This window comes from Actinacidiphila glaucinigra (genome assembly GCF_035918135.1).
In the GTDB taxonomy this organism is placed as follows: Bacteria; Actinomycetota; Actinomycetes; order Streptomycetales; family Streptomycetaceae; genus Actinacidiphila; species Actinacidiphila glaucinigra.
Map to the genome: position 1 here is coordinate 1,940,856 of NZ_CP109144.1, position 20,568 is coordinate 1,961,423.

General features: G+C 72.3%; 23 protein-coding genes. 8 read left to right on the top strand and 15 right to left on the bottom strand.

Annotation, left to right across the window (positions count from 1 at the left end; genetic code table 11):
• Positions 1 to 30: 30 nt before the first annotated feature.
• Positions 31 to 885 carry an alpha/beta fold hydrolase gene (locus OIE69_RS08565; protein ID WP_326571341.1) on the top strand — a complete coding sequence of 285 codons (855 nt, stop codon included), beginning with the start codon at positions 31 to 33 and terminating at the stop codon, positions 883 to 885.
• Positions 886 to 949: 64 nt separating this feature from the next.
• Here OIE69_RS08565 and OIE69_RS08570 read toward each other — a convergent pair whose 3' ends face one another.
• A complete protein-coding gene (locus OIE69_RS08570) occupies positions 950 to 1,600 on the bottom strand; it encodes a DUF4360 domain-containing protein (RefSeq protein ID WP_326571342.1) in 651 nt (216 codons plus the stop codon).
• A gap of 278 nt (positions 1,601 to 1,878) precedes the next feature.
• On the opposite strand from OIE69_RS08570, the gene OIE69_RS08575 reads away from it, so the two are divergent.
• From OIE69_RS08575 to OIE69_RS08585, 3 genes are read left to right on the top strand one after another with little or no spacing between them, the layout of a single operon-like run.
• A complete protein-coding gene (locus OIE69_RS08575) occupies positions 1,879 to 2,823 on the top strand; it encodes an AraC family transcriptional regulator (protein WP_326571343.1) in 945 nt (314 codons plus the stop codon).
• 17 nt (positions 2,824 to 2,840) lie between these two features.
• On the top strand, positions 2,841 to 3,977 hold the full coding sequence (locus OIE69_RS08580) for a site-2 protease family protein (protein WP_326571344.1): 1,137 nt from the start codon (positions 2,841 to 2,843) through the stop codon (positions 3,975 to 3,977).
• 47 nt (positions 3,978 to 4,024) lie between these two features.
• Positions 4,025 to 5,560: an ATP-dependent DNA ligase gene (locus OIE69_RS08585; protein ID WP_326571345.1), complete on the top strand. Its 1,536-nt coding sequence runs from the start codon at positions 4,025 to 4,027 to the stop codon at positions 5,558 to 5,560.
• 10 nt (positions 5,561 to 5,570) lie between these two features.
• On the opposite strand, the gene OIE69_RS08590 is transcribed toward OIE69_RS08585, so the two are convergent.
• The 3 genes from OIE69_RS08590 to OIE69_RS08600 all read right to left on the bottom strand — a co-directional run bounded on the left by OIE69_RS08590 (position 5,571) and on the right by OIE69_RS08600 (position 7,566).
• Positions 5,571 to 5,981 (bottom strand): hypothetical protein, encoded by a 411-nt coding sequence (locus tag OIE69_RS08590; protein ID WP_326571346.1) that lies wholly within the window; start codon positions 5,979 to 5,981, stop codon positions 5,571 to 5,573.
• A 159-nt stretch (positions 5,982 to 6,140) separates the two neighbouring features.
• Positions 6,141 to 6,671 (bottom strand): O-acetyl-ADP-ribose deacetylase, encoded by a 531-nt coding sequence (locus tag OIE69_RS08595; protein WP_326571347.1) that lies wholly within the window; start codon positions 6,669 to 6,671, stop codon positions 6,141 to 6,143.
• Positions 6,672 to 6,723: 52 nt separating this feature from the next.
• Entirely contained in the window at positions 6,724 to 7,566 is an 843-nt protein-coding gene (locus tag OIE69_RS08600) for an NUDIX domain-containing protein (RefSeq protein ID WP_326571348.1), read from the bottom strand.
• A gap of 143 nt (positions 7,567 to 7,709) precedes the next feature.
• Between OIE69_RS08600 and dnaK the strand changes: the two genes are divergently transcribed.
• Together dnaK and grpE are read left to right on the top strand one after the other, a co-directional pair.
• A complete protein-coding gene (gene dnaK / locus OIE69_RS08605) occupies positions 7,710 to 9,578 on the top strand; it encodes a molecular chaperone DnaK (protein WP_326571349.1) in 1,869 nt (622 codons plus the stop codon).
• Positions 9,575 to 10,270, top strand: coding sequence for a nucleotide exchange factor GrpE (gene grpE, locus OIE69_RS08610; RefSeq protein WP_326571350.1), 696 nt, complete (start codon positions 9,575 to 9,577; stop codon positions 10,268 to 10,270). The genes dnaK and grpE overlap by 4 nt, the downstream gene beginning before the upstream one ends.
• 123 nt (positions 10,271 to 10,393) lie before the next feature.
• Here grpE and aroQ read toward each other — a convergent pair whose 3' ends face one another.
• The 9 genes from aroQ to OIE69_RS08655 all read right to left on the bottom strand — a co-directional run bounded on the left by aroQ (position 10,394) and on the right by OIE69_RS08655 (position 17,384).
• Positions 10,394 to 10,861 (bottom strand): type II 3-dehydroquinate dehydratase, encoded by a 468-nt coding sequence (gene aroQ / locus OIE69_RS08615; protein WP_326571351.1) that lies wholly within the window; start codon positions 10,859 to 10,861, stop codon positions 10,394 to 10,396.
• Between the two features lie 22 nt (positions 10,862 to 10,883).
• On the bottom strand, positions 10,884 to 11,645 hold the full coding sequence (locus OIE69_RS08620) for a pirin family protein (protein WP_326571352.1): 762 nt from the start codon (positions 11,643 to 11,645) through the stop codon (positions 10,884 to 10,886).
• A gap of 61 nt (positions 11,646 to 11,706) precedes the next feature.
• Positions 11,707 to 12,852, bottom strand: coding sequence for a helix-turn-helix domain-containing protein (locus tag OIE69_RS08625; RefSeq protein ID WP_326571353.1), 1,146 nt, complete (start codon positions 12,850 to 12,852; stop codon positions 11,707 to 11,709).
• A 329-nt stretch (positions 12,853 to 13,181) separates the two neighbouring features.
• On the bottom strand, positions 13,182 to 13,484 hold the full coding sequence (locus OIE69_RS08630) for a hypothetical protein (protein WP_326571354.1): 303 nt from the start codon (positions 13,482 to 13,484) through the stop codon (positions 13,182 to 13,184).
• Positions 13,481 to 13,732: a hypothetical protein gene (locus OIE69_RS08635; protein ID WP_326571355.1), complete on the bottom strand. Its 252-nt coding sequence runs from the start codon at positions 13,730 to 13,732 to the stop codon at positions 13,481 to 13,483. Before OIE69_RS08635 ends, OIE69_RS08630 begins: the two co-directional genes overlap by 4 nt.
• A 201-nt stretch (positions 13,733 to 13,933) precedes the next feature.
• The gene (locus OIE69_RS08640) at positions 13,934 to 15,373 is read right to left on the bottom strand and encodes an AAA family ATPase (RefSeq protein ID WP_326571356.1); all 1,440 of its coding nucleotides are present in this window, start codon (positions 15,371 to 15,373) and stop codon (positions 13,934 to 13,936) included.
• 232 nt (positions 15,374 to 15,605) lie between these two features.
• Entirely contained in the window at positions 15,606 to 16,127 is a 522-nt protein-coding gene (locus OIE69_RS08645; protein WP_326571357.1) for a hypothetical protein, read from the bottom strand.
• A gap of 91 nt (positions 16,128 to 16,218) precedes the next feature.
• Positions 16,219 to 17,106: a sigma factor-like helix-turn-helix DNA-binding protein gene (locus OIE69_RS08650; protein ID WP_326571358.1), complete on the bottom strand. Its 888-nt coding sequence runs from the start codon at positions 17,104 to 17,106 to the stop codon at positions 16,219 to 16,221.
• Positions 17,103 to 17,384: a hypothetical protein gene (locus OIE69_RS08655; protein ID WP_326571359.1), complete on the bottom strand. Its 282-nt coding sequence runs from the start codon at positions 17,382 to 17,384 to the stop codon at positions 17,103 to 17,105. The genes OIE69_RS08650 and OIE69_RS08655 overlap by 4 nt, the downstream gene beginning before the upstream one ends.
• A gap of 696 nt (positions 17,385 to 18,080) precedes the next feature.
• Here OIE69_RS08655 and OIE69_RS08660 point away from each other — a divergent pair.
• Positions 18,081 to 18,263, top strand: a complete 183-nt coding sequence (locus tag OIE69_RS08660; RefSeq protein ID WP_326571360.1) for a hypothetical protein — start codon at positions 18,081 to 18,083, stop codon at positions 18,261 to 18,263.
• A 61-nt stretch (positions 18,264 to 18,324) separates the two neighbouring features.
• Here OIE69_RS08660 and OIE69_RS08665 read toward each other — a convergent pair whose 3' ends face one another.
• Positions 18,325 to 18,567, bottom strand: coding sequence for a hypothetical protein (locus tag OIE69_RS08665; RefSeq protein ID WP_326571361.1), 243 nt, complete (start codon positions 18,565 to 18,567; stop codon positions 18,325 to 18,327).
• A 144-nt stretch (positions 18,568 to 18,711) separates the two neighbouring features.
• Between OIE69_RS08665 and OIE69_RS08670 the strand changes: the two genes are divergently transcribed.
• Positions 18,712 to 18,954, top strand: coding sequence for a GntR family transcriptional regulator (locus tag OIE69_RS08670; RefSeq protein WP_326571362.1), 243 nt, complete (start codon positions 18,712 to 18,714; stop codon positions 18,952 to 18,954).
• A 75-nt stretch (positions 18,955 to 19,029) separates the two neighbouring features.
• Here OIE69_RS08670 and OIE69_RS08675 read toward each other — a convergent pair whose 3' ends face one another.
• Positions 19,030 to 20,553 carry a recombinase family protein gene (locus OIE69_RS08675; protein WP_326571363.1) on the bottom strand — a complete coding sequence of 508 codons (1,524 nt, stop codon included), beginning with the start codon at positions 20,551 to 20,553 and terminating at the stop codon, positions 19,030 to 19,032.
• Positions 20,554 to 20,568: the final 15 nt, after the last annotated feature.

A 20,568-nucleotide genomic window follows, 5' to 3' on the forward strand; every position in this document is an offset into this window, starting at 1 on the left:
ACGGGGGCCCACAGGCCGAGGGAGGTCGCCATGGCCCCGGCCACCGAGGCACTGGCCGTGTCGCACGGCCCGTACCGGCTGCACGCCGAGATCACGCCGGGCCCCGGGGCGCCCGCCGTCCTGATGCACGGCTTCCCCGACAGCAGCCGTCTGTACGACCGGCTCCTCCCCCACCTCGCGGGCAGACTCCCGGTCGTGCGCTTCGACTTCCTCGGGTGGGGTCGCTCCGACAAGCCGTCCGGCCACGCCTACACCGTCGCCCAGCAGGTGGACGACCTCGCCGCCGTCGCCGACGCCCTCACGGTGGGCCGCACGGACCGGCGCCTGGTCCTGGTGGCACACGACGCCTCGGGACCGCCCGCGATCGACTGGGCCCTGGACCACCCCGAGCGCGTGGCCCGGCTGGTACTGCTCAACACCTACTACCACTGGACCCCCGCGCTGCGCCGCCCTCCGGCGATCGCCCTCTACTCCACCCCGCTTCTGCGCTCGGCGGCCCGCGCGGTCGCCAGGCGCCTGCCCGACCTGGACCGCAGGCTCTACGCCTGGCAGGTGGGCGGATTCATCCGCGACCCTCAGGTGCGCGAGGCGTACGTGGAGCGGCTCTACGCACAATTCCCCGCGGCGCGCCCGGCGTTCTGGGCGCTCAACGACGAGCTGCTGCACGCGGTGCTGAGCCGCCGCCGGCGGATCCCGGAGATGCGCGAGTTCCAGCCGCCGGTCCGGGTGGTGTTCGGCACCCTGGACCGCTGGCTCAACACCCGTGTCGCCCGGCAGTTCTCCGTGATCTTCCCGCACAGCGAACTGCGCCTGCTGATACGCGCCGGGCACTACGTCCAGGTCGACGAGCCCGAGCGGGTCGCCGACGCCATCACCGCCCCGTAGTGCGACGGGGCCGGGTCCCGGACCGGGCGGCGCGCGACGCCCGGTCCGGGACCCGCCTGGGCGCTCACGCGCCGGGGCACTCCTTCCACGCGATGTGGTAGGTGGTCCTGATGCTTCCGTCCGTGGAGTCCATCGTCATGAAGCTCGTGGTCCGCGACGGGTCCGAACTGCCGGCGCTCACCCGCAGTTCGGTGTTGATGTTGAAGTTGCGCAGTTCGCCGCAGGGCGCCCAGACCAGCGCGGCAACGTCGACGCTGTCGGTGGACTGCCAGTTGTCGTCGAGCGCGCCCCGGAAGGTGTGGCTGATGGCGTTGGTCTCGGGCGAACCCTGGAAGTAGTAACTGGCCTTCTGCACGCCGGAGGCGCCGCGCTCCAGGTGCGCGAAGCCGCGGTAGTCGGCGGCGGCGATCGCGTAGGTGAAGCCCTGCGGCACGTGCACGTTCAGGTTGAGCTGGCAGTTCTTGCGGAAGTCGGTCGGCTTGGAGCCCACGCCCACCTGGGCGACGTAGGCACTATAGGTGACGGTGAAGGCCTCGTTGTCCGGGGAGACGGCGACCGCGGCGGTACCGGCCGGGCAGCCCGAACCGTTGACCGTCGCGACGTCGATGACGATCCGGTCCGGCGGGGGCGGGGTGGCACCGCCCGGCTCCCAGGCCTGCGGGCCGAGCAGCGAGGCGGCCGCCTCACCGCTCATCGCTATCGCACGTAACGTCATGGGGGGATTCCCTTCAGGTCGTCGAGGGATCTGCGACGCCGGGTCGTGCACCCCGTTCGGCGTCGCGTACACGACACCATGCGTCACCGTTCGCGTACAGAATCCCCACGGGTCTCCCACATGAATGGCCGACCCCCGTCGCCCCTGGCGCGGAAGTGACGTATGAGATCCGGACAGTGACTCAACGTCAGGTGGGTGCGGCCGTTCGTTACGTGCCGGCCGAGACTCATCCTGCACGAAGGGCTCTCCGCCATACGCGGACGTCTACGCTGGGGGGCATGGACGCACTCTCGGGCCTGCTCGACGGACCCCGTGCGAGGGGTGCCTTCCTGCTGCGCATGGCCATGGAACCGCCGTGGTCGGTGCGGATCGAGGACCGGGCGCCGCTGTGCGTGATGACCGTCGCCCGCGGCGGGGCGTGGGTCGTGCCCGAGGACGGCGATCCGGTGCGGCTGCGCCCCGGGGACGTGGCGGTGGCGCGCGGCCCCGCGCCGTACGCGGTCGCCGACCTCCCCTCGACCCCGCCGCACGCGTGGATCCTCCCCGGCGAGGTGTGCCGCACCGCGGACGGCCACGACCCGGCCGACGCGATGGCGCTGGGGGTACGGACCTGGGGCAACCGGCCGGACGGCCGCGACGTCGTGCTGGTCGGCACCTACCTCCTGGACGGCGCGGTCGGCCGGCGGCTGCTGGACGCGCTGCCCCCGCTGCTGGTACTCCCGGCGCGCGAGTGGGAGAGCCCGCTGCTGCCGCTGCTGGCCGAGGAGATCGTCAGGGACGAGCCGGGGCAGGAGGCTGTGCTGGACCGGCTGCTGGACCTGCTGCTGATCTCCGTGCTGCGGACGTGGTTCGCCCGGCGCGGCGAGGCGGCCCCCGCCTGGTACCGGGCCTTCGCCGACCCGGTGGTGGGCCGGGCGATGCGGCTGCTGCAGAACAACCCGGCCCACCCGTGGACGGTGGCGGGGCTCGCCGCCGAGGCGGGCGTGTCGCGGGCGGCGCTGGCCCGGCGCTTCGGCGAGCTGGTGGGCGAGCCGCCGATGGCGTACCTGACCGGCTGGCGGCTGGCGCTCGCCGCCGATCTGCTGCTGGAGCCGGAAGCGACGCTCGGCGCGGTCGCCCGCCGGGTCGGCTACGGCAGTCCGTTCGCGCTGAGCGCCGCGTTCAAGCGGGTGCGGGGGGTGAGCCCCCAGGAGCACCGTGTCGGCGCGGGCCGGGCGGAGTGACACTGGAGTGAGGAGTCATGAACGGTTCGGTCCAGGTCGGGCACGTGTTCGGGGTCCCGCTCCGGATGCACTGGAGCGTCCCCGTCCTCGTCGTGCTGCTCGCCTACGGGCTCGGCCGCGAGACCCTGCCCGCCCGGGTCCCGGGCCTGTCGGCGACCGTCTACACGGTCGCGGCGGCCGCGGGCGCCGTCCTGCTGATGGCGAGCCTGCTCGCCCACGAGGTCGCGCACGCGGCGACGGCACGGCGCGAGCACCTGGCGGTCGAGGACGTCACCTTGTGGGCCATGGGCGGTATGACCCGCATGGGACGGCCGGGCTCCGCGGGCGCGGCCTTCCTGGTGGCGGTCAGCGGCCCGCTGGCCAGCCTGGTCATCGGCGGCGCCGCGCTGGGCGCCGGTGCCGGCGTGGACGCGGCGGCCCACCACTCGGTACCGGGGGCGCTGCTGACGTGGCTGGGCTGGGCGAATCTGCTGCTCGGCGTCTTCAACCTGCTGCCCGCCGCGCCCCTGGACGGCGGGCGCGTGCTGCAGGCGCTGCTGTGGTGGCGGACCGGGGACCGCGACCGCGCCGACCGGGTCGCCGGGCGCGGTGGGCAGGTCCTCGGCTTCCTGTTCGTCGTGGTGGGCTGGCTCGTCTTCGCGCGCGGCGTGCCCAGTGGGCTGTGGCTCGCCCTGGTCGGGCTCTTCATGGCCCTCACGGCGGGCGCCGAGCGCCGCAGCGCGGTCATCGGCGCGGCCCTGCGCGGCGTGCGGCTCGGGGAGGCCATGTCCGCCCCCGTCGTGACGGGCCCCGACTGGCTGCCGGTGGACCGCTTCATCGACGAGGTCGCGGTCGCCGCCCGCCATTCCACCCTGCCCCTGGTCGACTTCGACGGCCGCCTCAGCGGGGTGGTGCAGTTGCGCCGGCTCACGTCCGTCCCGGCCGAGCGCCGGGCCGAGGTGCGGGTCCGCGACGTCGCCGTGCCGCTGTCGCAGACCACCACCGGCACCCCGGAGGAGTTCGTCAACGACGCCCTCGACCGCCTCCGTCCCGGCGCCGGCGGTGTCCGCGTGATCGTCGTCGACGGCGGCCGGCCGGTCGGCATCGTGACCGGCGGCGACATCTCCCGGCTCGTCCAGCACCGCCGCCTGACGGGCGGACGGCCCCCGGTCTGACCCGCCCGACGGCTGCGCGCGCGGCCCGGGCGGTCCACGATGGAGCCATGTTGCTCGCGGAGCTCGCACGGACGTCCCGGGAGGTGGCGGCCACGTCCGCCCGGTCGGAGAAGGTGGCGGCGCTGGCCCGGTTGCTGCGCACCGCGGAGCCCGACGAGGCGTCCGTGGTGATCACGTACCTGGCGGGCCGGCTGCCCCAGCGGCGCACCGGGGTCGGCTGGAGCACCCTGAGGGAGCGGGTGGAGCCCGCGCCGGCGCCCCGGCTGACCGTGCGCGAGGTCCACGGGGCGCTGGACCGGATCGCGGCGGTCACCGGCAAGGGGGCGGCGGCCGAACGCAAGCGGCTGGTGGCGGAGCTGATGGGGGCTGCCACGCGGGACGAGCAGGCGTTCCTGCTGGGGCTGATCGGCGGGGAGTTGCGGCAGGGGGCTCTCGACGCGCTCGCCGTCGAGGGGCTGGCCGTGGCGGCGGGGGCGCCCCCGGAGGAGGTGCGCCGCGCCGTGATGCTGGGCGGTTCGCTCGGGTCCGTCGCCCGGGCGCTGCTGGCCGGGGGCCCGCAGGCGCTCGCGGCGTTCCGTCTGGAGGTGGGCCGGCCGGTGCAGCCGATGCTCGCGCAGACCGCGAAGGACGTGGACGAGGCCCTGGACCGGCTGGGCCCGTGCGCGCTGGAGGAGAAACTGGACGGCATCCGCGTCCAGGTGCACCGCAAGGGCGAGGACGTACGCGTCTACACCCGCACGCTGGACGAGATCACCGGCAGGCTGCCGGAAGTCGTCGCCGCGGCACGGGAGTTGGCCGTTGACGAGGCCGTGCTAGACGGGGAGGTCATCTCCTTCGGCGAGGACGGCCGTCCCCGCGCTTTCCAGGAGACCTCCTCCCGGGTGGGGTCGCGTCTGGACGTCGCGGCCGCCCGGGAGTCGCTGCCCGTGGCCCCGGTCTTCTTCGACCTGCTGTCGGTCGACGGCCGCGACCTGCTGGACCTGTCCACCGCCGAGCGCCACGAGGAACTGGCCCGGGTCGCCCCCGCGCCGCGCCGGGTGCGCCGGCTGGTGGCCTCCGATCCGGGCGACCCGGTGGTCCGCCGGGCGGCCCGCGACTTCGCCGAGGAGGTGCTGGAACGGGGGCACGAGGGGATCGTGGCCAAGGCGCTCGACGCCCCGTACAGCGCGGGGCGGCGCGGGGCGGCCTGGCTCAAGGTGAAGCCGGTGCACACCCTGGACCTGGTCGTCCTCGCCGCGGAGTGGGGCCACGGCCGCCGCACCGGCAAGCTGTCCAACCTCCACCTCGGCGCCCGCCGCCCCGACGGCACCTTCGCGATGCTGGGCAAGACCTTCAAGGGCCTGACCGACGCCATGCTCGCCTGGCAGACCGAGCGGCTGCGGGAACTGGCGGTCAGTGACGACGGATGGGTGGTCCGGGTCCGCCCGGAACTCGTCGTGGAGATCGCCTTCGACGGCCTTCAGCGCTCCACCCGCTACCCGGCGGGTGTCACGCTCCGCTTCGCCCGCGTCCTGCGGTACCGCGAGGACAAGACGGCCGCCGAGGCGGACACCGTCGACGCGGTGCTGGCGCTGCGGCGCTGAGGGGCGGGGCTCACACCGTCCTCCTCGGTTCGCACAGGGTGGTCACCGGGGCGAGCCGCTCGACCAGTTCGTCGAGGGCCGCGTCCACCTTCTGCCGCTGGACGCGGCTCAGCCGGGGCGGCGGGATCCGCTCGCCGTCCGAGCCGAACGCGCCGAACGTGTCGAGGGTGCGCTCCGCGTGGTCCGGCTCCCGGTCGCCCTCCGGCGTGCCGTCGGGATGCGCGCGGGCGGCGCCGAGGTGGCCGCCGCCGAAGCCGGTCCGTCCGGTCAGCTCGAACTGCACGGTGTTCTCCAGGATCTCGTGTGCCCGCGGCCCCGGCCGGGCGGGGTCCGTGCGGGCCTGCGACCAGTCGTCGCGCAGTCGCGTCACCGCGGCGACCGGGATCTCCCCCGCGCGTCGTACGGTGCGTGACCACCCCATGCTAGGCAGGGCTTCCGGGCCCGGACCTTTCCCAGAGGAATCGATGACCAAGAGTTCCGCCCCGGTTAACCCGCGCCGCGGGCCGGAGGGCCGGGAAGCGGCCGCGGCGCCGCTCCCGGGCGCGGGAGCATCGGGGAGTCCTGCTTCCAGACGCCGCCATCACTGCTCACCCGGCCCCTGCTCGGGCAGTTGCGCCGCGAACGCGGCGTAGGCCGCCTCGTCGAAGAGGACGAAGCGGACCTCCTCGACCCCCGTCTCCGCGTCCTGGACGGTGCCGACGGCGATGCGCGCGGCGTCCTCGACGGGCCAGCGGTAGACGCCGGTGGAGATCGCGGGGAAGGCGACCGTCCTGGCCCCGACCTCGTCGGCGACGCGCAGTGCCTCCCGGTGGCAGGAGGCGAGCAGTTCCGAGCGGTCCTCGCCGGCACTGTGCACCGGGCCAACGGTGTGGATCACCCAGTGCGCGGGGAGGCGGCCGGCCGTGGTGGCGACGGCCTGCCCGGTCGGCAGGCCGCGCCCGTACCGCGAGGCGCGCAGCGCACGGCACTCCTCGAGGATCTCCGGGCCGCCGCGGCGGTGGATGGCGCCGTCGACGCCGCCGCCCCCGAGCAGCGAGGAGTTGGCCGCGTTGACGACGGCGTCGACGGACTGCTGCGTGATGTCGCCCCGGACGAGGGTGATGCGTGGCATACCGGTGATCCTGCCACCGCCGGTGCCCGGTCGCCCGGCCGTTCCCGCCGGGTCACCAGTCGCAGGGCACCCGCAGGTCGAGCAGCGAGTCGCAGAACTCGGCGGGGGGCTGCGGCCAGCCCTCGCGGTGCCAGTGCGCGATGCGCCAGCCCAGCCGTTTGGGCCACAGCGGCAGGTGCCGAAGGTCCTCGACGGGGACCCAGACGGGGGCGGCGTCCTTCTCCAGGTCGAGGGAGGAGCGGGGGCCGATCTCGCCGTGCGCCTCGACGAGGAAGTAGTGCCCGGGGTGCGAGCCGCGGTGCACCCGGTTCACACGGGCGATCTCCTGCCCGACGGTGCCGCCGAGCCCGGTCTCCTCCGCGAGTTCGCGCAGGACGGCCGTCTCGGGGGTCTCCCCCGGCTCGACGCCGCCGCCGGGGATCTCGTAGAAGTCCCCGCGCCGATGGCGGTAGCGGATCAGCAGCATGTGCCCGTCGCGGATGATCACCGCGCCGGCCCGGGTCCGCTTGGGCGGCCGGCCGAACGGGTCCTCCAGTATGAGGCGGCCCCGCCACCAGGGCGGTCCGTCCCAGGAGCGCAGGATGGCCTCCCACGCCGTCCAGGGCGCGAGCGGCAGGTGCAGGGCCTCGGAGCGGCTGAGCAGCCGGACGGGCGCGGGGCCGGGCGGCGGTACGGCGGCCCGGTAGTACAGATGGGTGCCGCCGGTCGCGCGCACCTCCAGGCAGGGCCGGGGGTCGGTGCGGACGTCGGCCCCGAGGATGTCGCGGGCGGCCGCACGGGCGGTCCCGGCGGGGTCGCCGCGCGGCGGGACGGGGGCCTGCGGCAGGCTCGAGTCGCTGTTCACGGCGAGGCGTCGGTCGTGGAAGAGGATCACTCCCGCATGCAGTGAGGACATCCCGCCGACGCTAGCAGCGCCCGCCGTGCGGGCCCCGCGATTATTCCGGGACGTCGCACGCCGGTCCGCAGGGAAGCGCCGCCGCGGCCGTCTGGTGGTCGGCCCCCTCGCGTCGCACCCTGGAGGGGAGGAGGCGAGCTGACATGACACGTCCGGTCGGTATTGACCTCGGTACCACCAATTCGGTGGTCTGCGCGCTGGAGGGCGGTGAGCCCACCGTCATCGCCAACACGGAGGGTGCGCGGACCACGCCATCGGTGGTGGCCTTCAGCAAGGGCGGAGAGGTCCTCGTCGGCGAGATCGCCAAGCGCCAGGCCGTGACCAACGTGGAGCGGACCGCCCGCTCGGTCAAGCGGCACATGGGCGACCCCGACTGGCGGTTCCCCGAGTCGGGCACCATCGACGGCAAGCGCTACACGGCCCAGGAGATCTCGGCCCGGGTGCTGCAGAAACTGAAGCGGGACGCGGAGGCGTACCTGGGCGAGGACGTCACGGACGCGGTGATCACGGTGCCCGCGTACTTCGACGACGTGCAGCGCACCGCGACCAAGGAGGCCGGGGAGATCGCCGGCCTGCGGGTGCTGCGGATCATCAACGAGCCCACGGCCGCCGCACTGGCGTACGGCCTCGACAAGGAGAACGACCAGACGATCCTCGTATTCGACCTGGGCGGCGGCACCTTCGACGTGTCCCTGCTGGACATCGGCGAGGGCGTGGTGGAGGTCAAGGCCACCAACGGCGACACGGAGCTGGGCGGCGACGACTGGGACCAGCGGGTCGTCGACCACCTGGTGGAGCGCTTCAAGAACGCGTACGGGCTGGACCTGGCCAAGGACAAGATGGCGCTGCAGCGGCTGCGCGAGGCCGCGGAGCGGGCGAAGATCGAGCTGTCCTCGTCCACCGAGACGACGATCAACCTGCCCTACATCACGGCGTCCGCCGAAGGCCCGCTGCACCTGGACGAGAAGCTCACCCGGGCGCAGTTCGAGCAGCTGACCGCGGACCTGCTGGAGCGCTGCAAGGGCCCCTTCCACCAGGCGGTGAAGGACGCGCGGATCAATGTCGCCGACGTCGACCACGTCATCCTGGTGGGCGGTTCGACCCGGATGCCGGCGGTGACGGAGCTGGTGAAGTCGCTGACCGGCAAGGAGCCGCACAAGGGCGTCAACCCGGACGAGGTCGTGGCGATCGGCGCCAGCCTCCAGGCGGGTGTGCTCAAGGGCGAGGTCAAGGACGTCCTGCTGCTGGACGTCACCCCGCTGTCCCTGGGGATCGAGACCAAGGGCGGCATCATGACCAAGCTGATCGAGCGCAACACGACCATCCCCACGAGGCGTTCGGAGATCTTCACGACGGCGGAGGACAACCAGCCGTCGGTGCAGATCCAGGTCTTCCAGGGCGAGCGCGAGATCGCGGCGTACAACAAGAGGCTCGGGGTGTTCGAGCTGACCGGGCTGCCCCCGGCGCCGCGCGGCATCCCGCAGATCGAGGTCTCCTTCGACATCGACGCCAACGGCATCATGCACGTCGCGGCGAAGGACCTCGGCACCGGCAAGGAGCAGAAGATGACCGTGACCGGCGGCTCCGGGCTGGCGAAGGGCGACATCGACCGCATGATGCGCGAGGCCGAGCAGTACGCGGAGGAGGACCACCGGCGCCGCGAGGAGGCCGAGACCCGCAACAACGCGGAGAGCCTGGTCTACTCCACCGAGAAGCTGCTGAGGGACAACCCCGACAAGGTCCCCGGCGACCTGAAGTCGGAGGTCGAGTCCGCGGTGGCGGAGCTGAAGGAGCAGCTGAAGGGCGAGGACGCCGCCGGCATCCGCCAGGCGACGGAGCGGCTGACCGCCTCGGCCCAGAGGATCGGTACGGCGATGTACGCCCAGGCGCAGGCGGAACGGTCCGCGGCGGGCGAGGGCGGGGCGCCGCACACGGCACCGCCGGAGGCCGACGAGGACGTGGTGGACGCCGAGATCGTCGACGACGACAAGCGGGAGGGGGGCACGGCGTGAACCGCGCCGGTCCGCCTCCGGGCGGCCAGCTGCGGGCGCGGCTCGTCGAACGCACGGCGGACCTGCAGCGGCTGAAGGCCGAGTACGACAACTACCGCAAGCGCGTGCACCGGGACCGGCTGGCGGTGCGGGAGGCGGCCGTCGCGAACGTGCTGCACGGACTGCTGCCGGTGCTGGACGCCGTCGACAGTGCGCGGGCGCAGGGCGAGGTGACCGGTGGCTTCCGGGCCGTGGTCGAGGTGCTGGAGACGCGGCTGGCGGAGCTGGGCCTGCGGTCCTTCGGCGAGCCGGGCGAGCCCTTCGACCCGGCCCGTCACGAGGCGGTCGGCACGTCGTGCGCCTCCGGCGCGGACCGCCTCGTCTGCGGCGTGGTCGTGCGGTCCGGCTACCGGGTCGGCGCGCACCTGCTGCGCCCCGCGGAGGTGGTGGTCGGCGGACCTGCGGGGGCACCGGCCGAGGTGCACCCTGGAGGCATGGAGACAACCCACAAGGTCGATGTGGCGCCGCTCGGGTCCGACCACCGCTACCGCCGGGTGCACATCCAGGGCATGGGGTGGGAGGAGCTGGAGCGCGAGGAGTTCGAGCCGCGGGTGCGGCGCGCCTTCCCGGACATCGACGTGTCGGACCCGGATCAGGTGCACTGGGCCGACCACCCCGGCGAGTGGCCGAGGTGGCAACCGGGCGAGGCCTGAGCGCAGCGGTCCGGCAGGCGTCCGCGGGTCCGGGTACGGCAGGGTCCGGGCAGCGTCCCGGGTACGGCGCGGTCCGGGTACGGCGCAGCGCCGTGGATGCTGCGCGCGGCTCCCGTTCGGGCGTCAGCGGGCGCCGGCGTCCAGCAGCGCGGCGATCCGCTCGACGGCGAAGGCGTAGCCCTGGACGCCGCAGCCCGCGATCACGGCGTCGGCCCGCGCCGAGACGTGGCTGTGGTGCCGGAAGGCCTCGCGCCGGTGGATGTTGGAGATGTGGACCTCGACGACGGGCAGGCCGTCGCAGGCGTTGAGCGCGTCCAGGATCGCCACCGAGGTGTGGGAGTAGGCGCCGGGATTGATCACGATGCCCGCGTGGTGCTCGCGGGCCTCGTGGATCCAGTCGATCAGCTGTCCCTCGTGGTTGCTCTGCCGGCAGTCGGCGGTCCCGCCGTGCCGCGCCGCCGTCGCGGCGCACAGTGCCGCGACGTCGGCGAGGGTCTCGGAGCCGTAGATCTCGGGCTGCCGCTGACCGAGAAGGTTCAGGTTGGGACCGTTGAGGACCATGATCGGCGCGCTCGCGAGGGTACGGGTCATGGCCCCAAGGTCTACCACGCGATCACCCGAAGGTGACGGCGGCGTCCATCTCCCAGACCAGCACCTCGGCGCCCTCGGCGCCGGCGGTGACCCGCTGGCCCTCGGCCCCGGTGACGCGTACGGCGTCGCCCTTGGCGAGCAGCCCGGCGCCTTCGAGGGCGACCTCGCCCTTGGCGACGTACAGGTGCGCGAAGGGGGCGGTGGGCAGGGCGAGGGTCTGCTGCGGACCCATGCGGGCGGCCTGCAGCGCGGCGTGCTTCTGCGCGATGGAGATGGCGCGCTCGTCGCGGTCGCGGTCCATCCCGGATGCGACGGTGACCCAGCCGCCGCGGGCGAGTTCGTCGTTGATGTCGAGCTGCTCGTAGCCCGGCCTGATGCCCTGCTCGTCGGGGAAGACCCACATCTGGACGAAGTGCACGGGCTCCTTGTGCTCGGGCGCGCCGGTCAGCTTCCAGCTGTCGTTCTTCTCGCTGTGCAGGATGCCGGTGCCGGCGCTCATCCGCTGGGCGAGGCCCGGGTAGATGACGCCGTTGTGGCCCTCGGAGTCCTGGTGGACCAGGCCGCCGTCGAGCACCCAGGTGACGATCTCCATGTCCCGGTGCGGGTGGGTGTCGAAGCCGGTGCCGGGGGCGACGACGTCGTCGTTGGAGACCAGCAGCAGCCCGAAGTGGGTGTTGCTCGGGTCGTAGTGGTGGCTGAAGGAGAAGCAGTGGTGCGAGTCGAGCCAGCCGGCGCGGGTGTGGAACCGCTGGCCGGCGCGGCGGACATCCAGCTGGGTGGCCATCGGGGATCTCCTTCTGCGGGGTGTGCTGCCTGTCAGCCAAGCTAACATGTTGAATCTCGAACTATATTCCTTGGATGCCGTAGCTCCGCAGCTTCCGGTAGACCGTGGCCCGCGCGATGCCCAGCGCCTTCGCCGCCCGCGCCTTGTTGCCCCCGTGGGTGCGCAGCGCCTCCAGGATCGCGTCCCGCTCGGCCCGCTCCAGGCTGCCCAGCCGGCGACCGCCTGCCCCGCCGCGCACGGCGTCCGGCAGTTCCTCCGGGCGCACCGGGCCGCTCAGCCGGCGCTCCTCCGCGAGCGTCCTGACGACCGTCGCCAGCTCGGCGACATTGCCCGGCCAGGTGTGCCGCTCCAGTGTGCGCCGGGCCTCGACGGTCCAAGTCACCGGCGGATGACCTGGGGCAGGCCGCGGACTGAGGGCGGCGAGCAGCACCGGGAGGTCCTCGGGGCGCTCGCGCAGCGGCGGCAGGGACAGCGAGCGCACCGCCAGCCGGCCCATCAGGCGGTCCAGGCAGGGGTCCGTACGGTCGCCGGGAGTGTGGGTGGCGGTCAGCCGCAGGGCGGGACGCTGCTCGAGGAGCGCCACCAGCGCGGCCGCGGCACCGGCGTCCAGCGCCTCGACGTGGCGGACGAGCACCCGCCCCGGCGCCGGGCGCACCGCCATCCGCCGCACCCAGTCACGAGCCGCCGCACCGGTCACCTGCGCCGCGTCCAGCTCCAGGTCGCCGGCCCGGACGGCGCGGGCCAGCGTCGCCTTGCCGGTGCCGGGCTCCCCGGACACCAGCAGGGGGCCCTGCTCACCCCCCAGCCGTACCGCCCGGGCCACCGCGGCGCGCCAGGACAGCGACACGCCCACGAGCCCCGGCAGCGCCGGCTCGGGCACCGCCGGCGGCGCGCCGGCCGCAACCGCCGAGGCGGACAGCACGGCGACGGCGCCGATGACCTCGCCGGAGTCCAGCACCGGGGTGAGCCGGGCGCGCCAGCCGCCGTCCGGCAGGGGCAGCTCGTACGCCTCGGTCCGCCCGTCGCGCACCATGCCGCCGGCCCGGCGCTCCAGCAGCGCCAGCGCCTCGTCGGACAGCCGCCGCGCGGCCTCGGCGCTCACGATCCGGGTCCTGCCGTCGGCAGCGACGACCGCCCGGCCGTTCGGCCGCTCGCGCAGGTAGGCGCCGAGCAGCAGCTCTTCGGGGGTTGTATCGGATTGAGACACGCCGGCGGTCTCCCTCTGATCCACGATCGGTTCGTTGCCATTTCAATTATCCGTCAAGGAGCCGCGTTGATGGAGACCGTCGAGACCGATGGTTCAACTCGACTATGGGTATACGGAGCGTAACCGAGACGCACGTCTCTGACCTGGGCTTTTGCCGCCTTCGATTCCATGGCGAGGGCGTGCCGGGAGAAGGTGGCCGATCACGCCCGACGACTACCGCGCGTAGCCACGGATCGTTACGGAGCCGTAACCGAGGGCGACACCCGGCCGCGAGGGCTCGGGGGTCGCTTCAACTCCGTGGGCGTGCGTGAGTTCCAGGCTCAGCCGGGTCAGCCGACGACGGCGGCCAGCTCGTGCAGCACGTTGACGGCGCAGTCCCCGGCGGTGGCTGCCTGGAACTGCCGCCGGTGGGACGCCCGGCCGACCTTGTCCTGACGGGCCTGGTGCCCACGCTCGCGCTTGGCCGGGTAGGGCGACCGGCAGCGCTCGCCGACGGCTGCGCCACACCGGGAGCAGGTGAAGTCCTCCAGCACCGGCGGCCGGACGGCTGCCAGGTGTCGCGCCTTCGCTGCGCGGTATTCGCGCAGGACGGCGTGGCCGATCGGCCTCTTGTGATCGGGGCGAGTGGTCATGATTCGTCTCCAGTGATCCGGGCGGCGACGGCGAGGCGGGCGGACTCCTCGGTGAGCCCGTAGGCGCACGCGCCATCGGCGTAGGTGGTGTCGAACTCGCTGGCGGTGCCGTCCTCGTGGGCGAGGATCGGCAGGCTCGTCTTCGCCACGTGACGCCAGGCGATCACGAGGCAGGCCGTCGAACCGCCGCAGCCGTCGGCGAGGGCGATCCAGAGCGGGTACGCCTGGGGGGTGGTCTGTTCGGGCACGTTCAACCTCCTGCGGCCAAGATGATCTTGGGAAAAAGCGGTACCGCGATCTTGGTCTGAGGGGCGGTACCCGACCGGTACCGGGTACCGGTTTTGCCGGGAACCGGTACCACCACTCGCCAGCTCTCACCTGGGGTGATACCGGTTCCCATCCACGGGTACCGCTCGGGTACCGGGGCCGGTACCCCGGTACCCCCCCTCTTAGGGGGTACCGGCGGTACCGGCGGCCTCGGCGCGGGAACTCCTGAGCTTGAGGGCTTGGAGCTTGCTGTCCTTGCGCCCTGGGATCTGGATCCCCTTGTCCTTGAGCCACGCCTCGGACTTCACGTAGCTCAGCCCCACCGGCAGACCCGCCTCGTCCATCTCCCGCACCAGCCGGTCCACGGGGGTTTCCGGCTCCCCTACGAACGACTCGGCCGGGTCCATCAGCGCCACGTACGCCTCGCCCGACGCCGGGTCGAACGGGTCGTGAGGGACCTTGACGAGCTTCAGCCGGAACTCGTCCCCGGCCTCGCCCTCCTTGGACTTGCGCCGCTTGAGGATGCGCGGGGTGCCGGGTGCGCGGTCCTCGGCCTTGCCGTCCACCCCGAGCCGGATCGAGTACGCGTCGTCGGCGTCGTCCTCCTGCGAGGAGGCGCCACGTGCGCGGTCGCCCGCGTAGCCCGTGTGGTGCAGCACGAGCGCGGTCACCCCGGTGTCGTCCTTGAGCTTCTGGATGCCGGAGAAGGCGAGGCCCATGTCCTTGTTGCTGTTCTCGTCCATCCCCGGCGCGCAGCGGTGCAGGGTGTCGAACACGACCATCACCGCGCCGACCTTCTTGACCTGCCGGGTCAGCTTGGCCATGTCCCCCGGCTCGCGGGGGTCCAGCCCCCTCGGGGTGACGATCAGGTTCCTGACCGGCTGCCCGCCGTTGAACCCTGAAGCCCACGCCAGGGCCCGGCCCTTGAAGCCCCGGTGGCCCTCGGCGGCGACGTAGACGACCGGCCCCGGCTTCTCGACCCCGTGGCCCTCCCACGCCCTGCCAGTCGCCACGCAGCACGCCCACGCCAGCGCGAGGAAGGTCTTGTAGGTGCCGAACTTGCCGGACAGCCACACGATCGACGCCTGGTTGAGCATGCCGTGGATCAGCGGCTCGACCGGCGGCAGGTCCATCAGGTCGTCCCACCCGAGAAAGAAGTCGTCCGAGTCGTCCTCGGCCTCCTGGAGCAGGCTCAGGACGGCCTTCTGACGGCCCGTCTCCGGCAGGCTGGCGAGGTAGTCGTCCATGCCGGTCTTCGGGTCCTCGTCGACCAGCGGGACGGTCACGCGGTGGGCCTCGGCGCCCTGCGACGCCAGCCACTCGATCAAGGCATCCGCACCGGCGCGCACGTCGGCGTTGTCGGCGTAGTCGCCGTCAGGGATCACGTACGCCCGGCGGCCCCGCAGCGGTACCCACCCCCAGTCCGGCAGGGGCACCGAAGGCGCCTTCTCCCCCAGGCGCTCCTTGTCGGGCTTCCACTGCCAGTTGCGGATGCCGCTCATCCCGACCGGGAACAGGCGCTGCCCTAGCACGGCGGACACCACCGCGAGGTACTGCTTGGTGCCCACGACGATCAGCGGTGCCTTGACGTCCGACGCCCGCTCGGCCACCAGCTCGTGCACGGCGAGGCCGCGCCCGCCCTTGGGGTGGAGGTACTTGCGGGGCTTGCCGGTCTCGGGGTCGAGCGGCGGGGCATCCGGACGGCTGACGTTGAAGCTGCTGCCATCGGGCCGCCGGTACTTGAAGATCAGGCTGCCGTTCTGGGTGGCGACGTAGTTGGACGCGACGTCGGCTGAGATGGCCGAGAGCTGCGGCAGGCCCCGGGAGGCTGGACCTCCCGGGGCTCTCGTGTGCTCAGCGGCCGGTGGTCTTCTGCTCCAGCTCGTTCAGCCGGGCGAGCGCGGCCTTCACGTGCAGCAGGCCCAGGTGGGCGAACTCGACCTGCTTGGCCGTACGTTCCAGGCGGTCCAACCGTTCCTGACGCTCCCCGGCGGTCTCGACACCGACGGTAAAAAGCACCCGTGGAGGCGGCGCGTAGGAGAACGCCTCATTCCAGGAGTCGGCAACCTTGTTCATGGCGGCCTTCAGGGGCTTGTCCGTCCGGCGCTCGGCGAGGTCCCGCAGGGCCCGGTCGGTCTCCCGGCGTTCGTCATCGGTGAACCAGTCGACGGACTTGCCTCCCCCGGTGATGTCCTCGAACAGGCTGCGCACGGACTTGAGGGCGTCGCGCACCTCGTTGTCGGCGGGGCCAAGGGCCAGCTTGTGGCGGCGGTGCCACCCCTTGCGGATAAGCGTTCCCGAGGTGACGAGGAACGCGAGCCAGCCGGGGGCGAACTTCGGCCAGTCCGCCCACCAGGCATCAGCAGCTATGTACATGGTCGGGAGGGTATGCGCGGACGGCCTCGCCAGGCATGCATTTCATCTGACGTTGTCGGACGTTGTGACATCGAGCCGGCAAGCGGCTCGGTCAGGTGAGGTTGCTGCTCAGGTGGGTGCCGCTGACGCGGGCGCCGACGTAGCCGGGCACCGCGCTCCACTGCGCCTGCTCCTGGCGGCGGACGTCGTCCAGCGAGGGCGAGGCGTCGACCGGAGCGGCCGGAGGCTCCTCGCTCACGGGCTCGGAGGTGGCTTCGCTGGCGTTGGGCCAGGGGTCGTCTGCGGGCTCCTCAGACGGGAACTGAGGGGCTTCCAGCTCGGGGCGGACGACCTCGCCCTGAATCACCTGTGGGCTGTCGTCCAGCACGAAGCGGCGCCCGCCGACGTCGACACAGAGCTTGCGCCCCATGCGGTACGGGCGCGGCTCCACGAACTGAGGCTGGGCGTCCGGTACCCGGCCGGGGTCGGGGTGGTTGTCGGGGGACAGCGCGAACTGAGCGACAGCGAACGCGAAGTCCTTCTGCGCGGGGAGCAGTTGAAGCCGCTCGATCACGTCGATAATCGCCCCGGCCACAACCGTCGACTCAAGCTCGGTTCGGGCCTCGATCGCGACCCGCATCGCCTCGTCAAGGGCGTCGGCGCCGCGCAGCTTGCGGCGGGACTCGTTGAGACGGCGGTAGGTCTCCAGGGCACGCAGCCGGACGTCCTCGTCCCGGGTGCTGATGGCCGTGTTCCAGGCCACGCGGGACGACTCGACCAGCTCGGCTTCGCGCTCGGCTACGTACTCCTCGGCGACCGGGCCGACGTACTCCTGACGGGCAGCCTTGAGCCGGTTGGCCACGGTGCCCTTGCTGACCCCGAGGGCTTCGGCGATGTAGTCGTTGGACTTGCCCCCCATCTTGAGCTGGAACGCGAGGCGCTGCTGCTGCGCGACGAGGGCGGAGTTGGGCCGGGACTGACCGTTCTTCGCAGTGCTCACGAGGCAACCCTCCAGCGGGTGGGCTGGCCGTCGTGGTTCGCGGCGTAGGGCGCGGTGCTGGAGCCGGGAGTCACCTCGGCCCGGCCGGACTCCACCAGCCGCCGGAGCACGGCCCGCAGCTCGTCGCGGTCGCGGGCCTGGATGGCGTAGGCGATGGTCTCGCAGCCACGGCCGTTGTCGAGCCCGGCGGCCTTGGTCTTGCGCAGGTAGGTCATCACGCGCTCGGTCAGGCTGGCCGGGGCGGAGCGGATGGCGTGGGGTCGGGGATAGGTGCTCATGGTGGGCCTCCTCGCGGACTGCACCGGCCCGGCGCAAGGAGGAAACCAGGCCGGTGGAGCCCTCGAAGATCAGTCTGACCCCTGAAATCCCATGATCTTTCCGGAGTCGCCCGCCTCTCGGCCCGGCCAGTCGATCAAGCGTGAGTGACGGACGCCACAGAGCGAATTTTTGAGTTCCTATGTGGTGCCTATCGGGTACCGATCGAGAGCTACCTAGAGCCGATCGGTTCCTAACTGGAGATTCCTGGAGCTAGTTGAGTAGCCAGGCTCCGAATTCGCCGATAGACGCAATGGGGAATTCTCGTAGAGTGCTAATGCACCCACCGAGACCCGGAGGGGTGGACACCTCGCCGCGCCCCACAGCGTCGGCAACCCCGGCCCCAACACAGGCCACATGAGACACACCCCGAGCCCGAATGTGGCGCACGTCACACAAGATCTTTTCGGGAGGGTGCATGCGTGTCGACGCGTTTCGCTGCGTTGCACTGTGTTCCAAGCGTGCCCCTAGCGTGCGGACAACGTGCTCAAAATGGGCAACAACCCAGCGCGCGACTCGATTTCAACTGGAACGGCGCACCTCGTACAGTGCTCGTACGTGCAAAAGAGCCCAGACCCCCGGTTTCTCAGGCGCAGGGGCGAGGACTCTTCGCACGGCATTCCCCACGTCCGCTAAAGACCACGAAAGGAACACCTGACATGCAGGATAAGACCCCGGGCATACCCGAGCGCAAGCGGCCTCTCGGAGGCCCGAGCCGGGCCCGCCGGTGGATCACCCGACACCGGCGCCTCGCCGTCGCGCAGTTGATCCGTGGCGCGTCGTTCGCCACCGGCACCACGGCGATCAGCCTCATCGCCGTGTGGGTCCAACATCGCGGCTGACATGGAACGGCCCCCGCCGGGCGTGCCGACGGGGGCCGAACTCGCAAATGGCGATGCCCAGTTACGGGCGCAGCTCGCGGTAGACCCGGCGAAGGCGCTGAGCTTCCAGGCAGCCGGTGACGTCCTCGCAGTCGGCGCAGGTGCCCAGGTGGTCCAGCAGCTCACGGTGGGCCGCCAGCGACGACCCGAGGGCCATCAGCACGTGGCGGCCGACGGGGTCGGTCTCCGGGTTCACCCGGACCCGCTGCAAGGCGCCGGGTCCGCTGCCTGTGTCACGCCACTGCCACTCAGTACGATCGGCCATGTCGACTCCCCAAAAGTCGGCCACGCCCCGGGGCCCTCACCGGCCGCCGGGGTCTGTCGTTACTCACCGTACCCGAGGCGTGCTATGGCATACCTAGTGCGGCATATCTCGCCTGGAGCGGTGTGGTCCGCCAAGGTGGGAGGCATGATCGAATGGGCCCCCGACCGGCCACGCTGGAAGCAGGTCGCCGACATCGTGAGAAAGCGCATTGCCGACGGCACCTACGCCCCCGGTACGCGCGTGCCGTCGGTGATCCAGTTGCAGGCCGAATTCGGCATCGCCGCCGCCACCGGCCAGAAGGTTCACCGGGCCCTGCGCGACGAGGGCGCGATCTACACCGAGCCGGGGATGGGCAGCTTCGTGTCGAAGCCGGAGAAGCCCGCCTGACGGCCGGAGAGCACCCGGACGTACGAAGCCCCCGACGCCTCGCGGTGCCGGGGGCTCAGACGGCAGCGGGGCGGGCTACTCCGTCGTGTACCAGACCAGGCGCTCAGCCGCCGGGAGCCCTCGCTTCGCGGCCGGAACGACCCGCACCTGACCCAGCATCGCCGGGGACAGAAGCAGCGCGGCGATAGCCCGCTGGGCCGGGACCTGGGTGGCCTCCCAGCGACGCTCCACGTCCTGTCCGGGCTCGAACAGCTCCGCCAGCGGGTTGGGCCGGGTCAGCTCGGCCTCATGGGCGACCAGCTCCCGGATCTCCGCCTCCAGACGCTCGATCGTCCGGCCGATCAGCCGGGCCTCGGCCGGGGTCTCGGGGTCCTCGGCCTCGAAGGCGGCCAGCCGGGCGCGCCGGGTGGAGAGATCGGAGCGGACGACTGCCAGCTCTCGGCCGTCGCCGGGCGTGGAGGAGATCGCCGCGTAGACGTCGGGCCGGGCCAGCTTGGCGCAGATCTCGGCGGTGAGGATGCCGTCCACGTCGGCCTTGTTGATGCGGGTGCAGCCTCGGTCACGGCAGGCGTAGTACGGGTCGTCGGGCGTGGCCATGGGCGGCGAGAAGCTGACAGTCATCGGGCCGCCGCAGGCATCGCAGCGGAGGGTCATGGAGTAGGCGTGGCGCGCCGGGCCGCCCGTGGTGGTGACGCGCTTCGGGTCTTTGAGGACCGACCGCACCCGGTGGAACAGGTCCACGAACTCCTCCGCCGACATCGGCGACCCCTCGAAGTCGGCGACGACCGGCCACGCCGCATTCACGACCTGGCCGTGGTGTTCGCGCTTGCCGATGTGGCAGAGCTTGAGGGCGGTCTGGCGCAGCGTCTGCGCGGAGAAGGGCACGCCGTTGCGGGAGACGATCCCCCGGGCTGCCCAGTCCCGTTCGATCGCGGCCATGGTGCGACCGGCGTCGATCTGCTGGAGCAGGTCGATCACATTCAGGGCCTCTGCGGGCTCGGGGAGCTGCTGGTCGGGCTTGCGGACGGAGCGGCCGTTGGGGTTGCGGACGTTGCGGTACGTGCGCCGGTAGCCGTACGGGACCGGCCCGTGGGGGCGGCCGTTGCGGACGTTGGCGTTGAGCCCGCGCATGACGCGCTCCCGGGTCTGCTCGGACTCGGACTCGGCCTTGATGGCGTCCTCCTTGAGGCGCTGCCGGTCCCTCCAGTTGGCGAGGTCGTACAGCCGGTTTTCCGTGGTGATGAGGATCTTGATCCCACGCTGCTGGCAGACGTCGATCAGGTCAAGCCACTCGCGGGGCTTGCGGCTGCCCCGGCTGCCCTCCCACATCTGGAGCACGTCGGCGCCGAAGGTGTCGGCCTCCAGGTCGGCCATGAGCTGCACGAAGCCGTCGCGGACCTTCTTAGCGAAGCGGCTGGCGCTGCCGACGTCCTTGTACGGCACACCGAGGGCAATGCCGAAGCCGTCGGCCACGACCTCGTTCTCCTCGTGCTGCTCCCGCGGCGAACGCTCCTCGCCCGAGGTGTCGAAGCTCACCCGCAGGTACTCGCGGCCCGTGAGCTGCGCCGTCGCCGTCGGCGCCGTCTCAACGTGAGACACGCCGGAGCCTGCTGT

Bases quoted from the DNA above. Each gene is read 5' to 3' on its own strand.
- OIE69_RS08565 (WP_326571341.1), top strand. From the start codon at position 31: ATGGCCCCGGCCACCGAGGCACTGGCCGTGTCGCACGGCCCGTACCGG.
- OIE69_RS08570 (WP_326571342.1), bottom strand. From the start codon at position 1,600: ATGACGTTACGTGCGATAGCGATGAGCGGTGAGGCGGCCGCCTCGCTG.
- OIE69_RS08575 (WP_326571343.1), top strand. From the start codon at position 1,879: ATGGACGCACTCTCGGGCCTGCTCGACGGACCCCGTGCGAGGGGTGCC.
- OIE69_RS08580 (WP_326571344.1), top strand. From the start codon at position 2,841: ATGAACGGTTCGGTCCAGGTCGGGCACGTGTTCGGGGTCCCGCTCCGG.
- OIE69_RS08585 (WP_326571345.1), top strand. From the start codon at position 4,025: ATGTTGCTCGCGGAGCTCGCACGGACGTCCCGGGAGGTGGCGGCCACG.
- OIE69_RS08590 (WP_326571346.1), bottom strand. From the start codon at position 5,981: ATGGGGTGGTCACGCACCGTACGACGCGCGGGGGAGATCCCGGTCGCC.
- OIE69_RS08595 (WP_326571347.1), bottom strand. From the start codon at position 6,671: ATGCCACGCATCACCCTCGTCCGGGGCGACATCACGCAGCAGTCCGTC.
- OIE69_RS08600 (WP_326571348.1), bottom strand. From the start codon at position 7,566: ATGTCCTCACTGCATGCGGGAGTGATCCTCTTCCACGACCGACGCCTC.
- dnaK (WP_326571349.1), top strand. From the start codon at position 7,710: ATGACACGTCCGGTCGGTATTGACCTCGGTACCACCAATTCGGTGGTC.
- aroQ (WP_326571351.1), bottom strand. From the start codon at position 10,861: ATGACCCGTACCCTCGCGAGCGCGCCGATCATGGTCCTCAACGGTCCC.
- OIE69_RS08620 (WP_326571352.1), bottom strand. From the start codon at position 11,645: ATGGCCACCCAGCTGGATGTCCGCCGCGCCGGCCAGCGGTTCCACACC.
- OIE69_RS08630 (WP_326571354.1), bottom strand. From the start codon at position 13,484: ATGACCACTCGCCCCGATCACAAGAGGCCGATCGGCCACGCCGTCCTG.
- OIE69_RS08645 (WP_326571357.1), bottom strand. From the start codon at position 16,127: ATGTACATAGCTGCTGATGCCTGGTGGGCGGACTGGCCGAAGTTCGCC.
- OIE69_RS08655 (WP_326571359.1), bottom strand. From the start codon at position 17,384: ATGAGCACCTATCCCCGACCCCACGCCATCCGCTCCGCCCCGGCCAGC.
- OIE69_RS08660 (WP_326571360.1), top strand. From the start codon at position 18,081: ATGCAGGATAAGACCCCGGGCATACCCGAGCGCAAGCGGCCTCTCGGA.
- OIE69_RS08665 (WP_326571361.1), bottom strand. From the start codon at position 18,567: ATGGCCGATCGTACTGAGTGGCAGTGGCGTGACACAGGCAGCGGACCC.
- OIE69_RS08670 (WP_326571362.1), top strand. From the start codon at position 18,712: ATGATCGAATGGGCCCCCGACCGGCCACGCTGGAAGCAGGTCGCCGAC.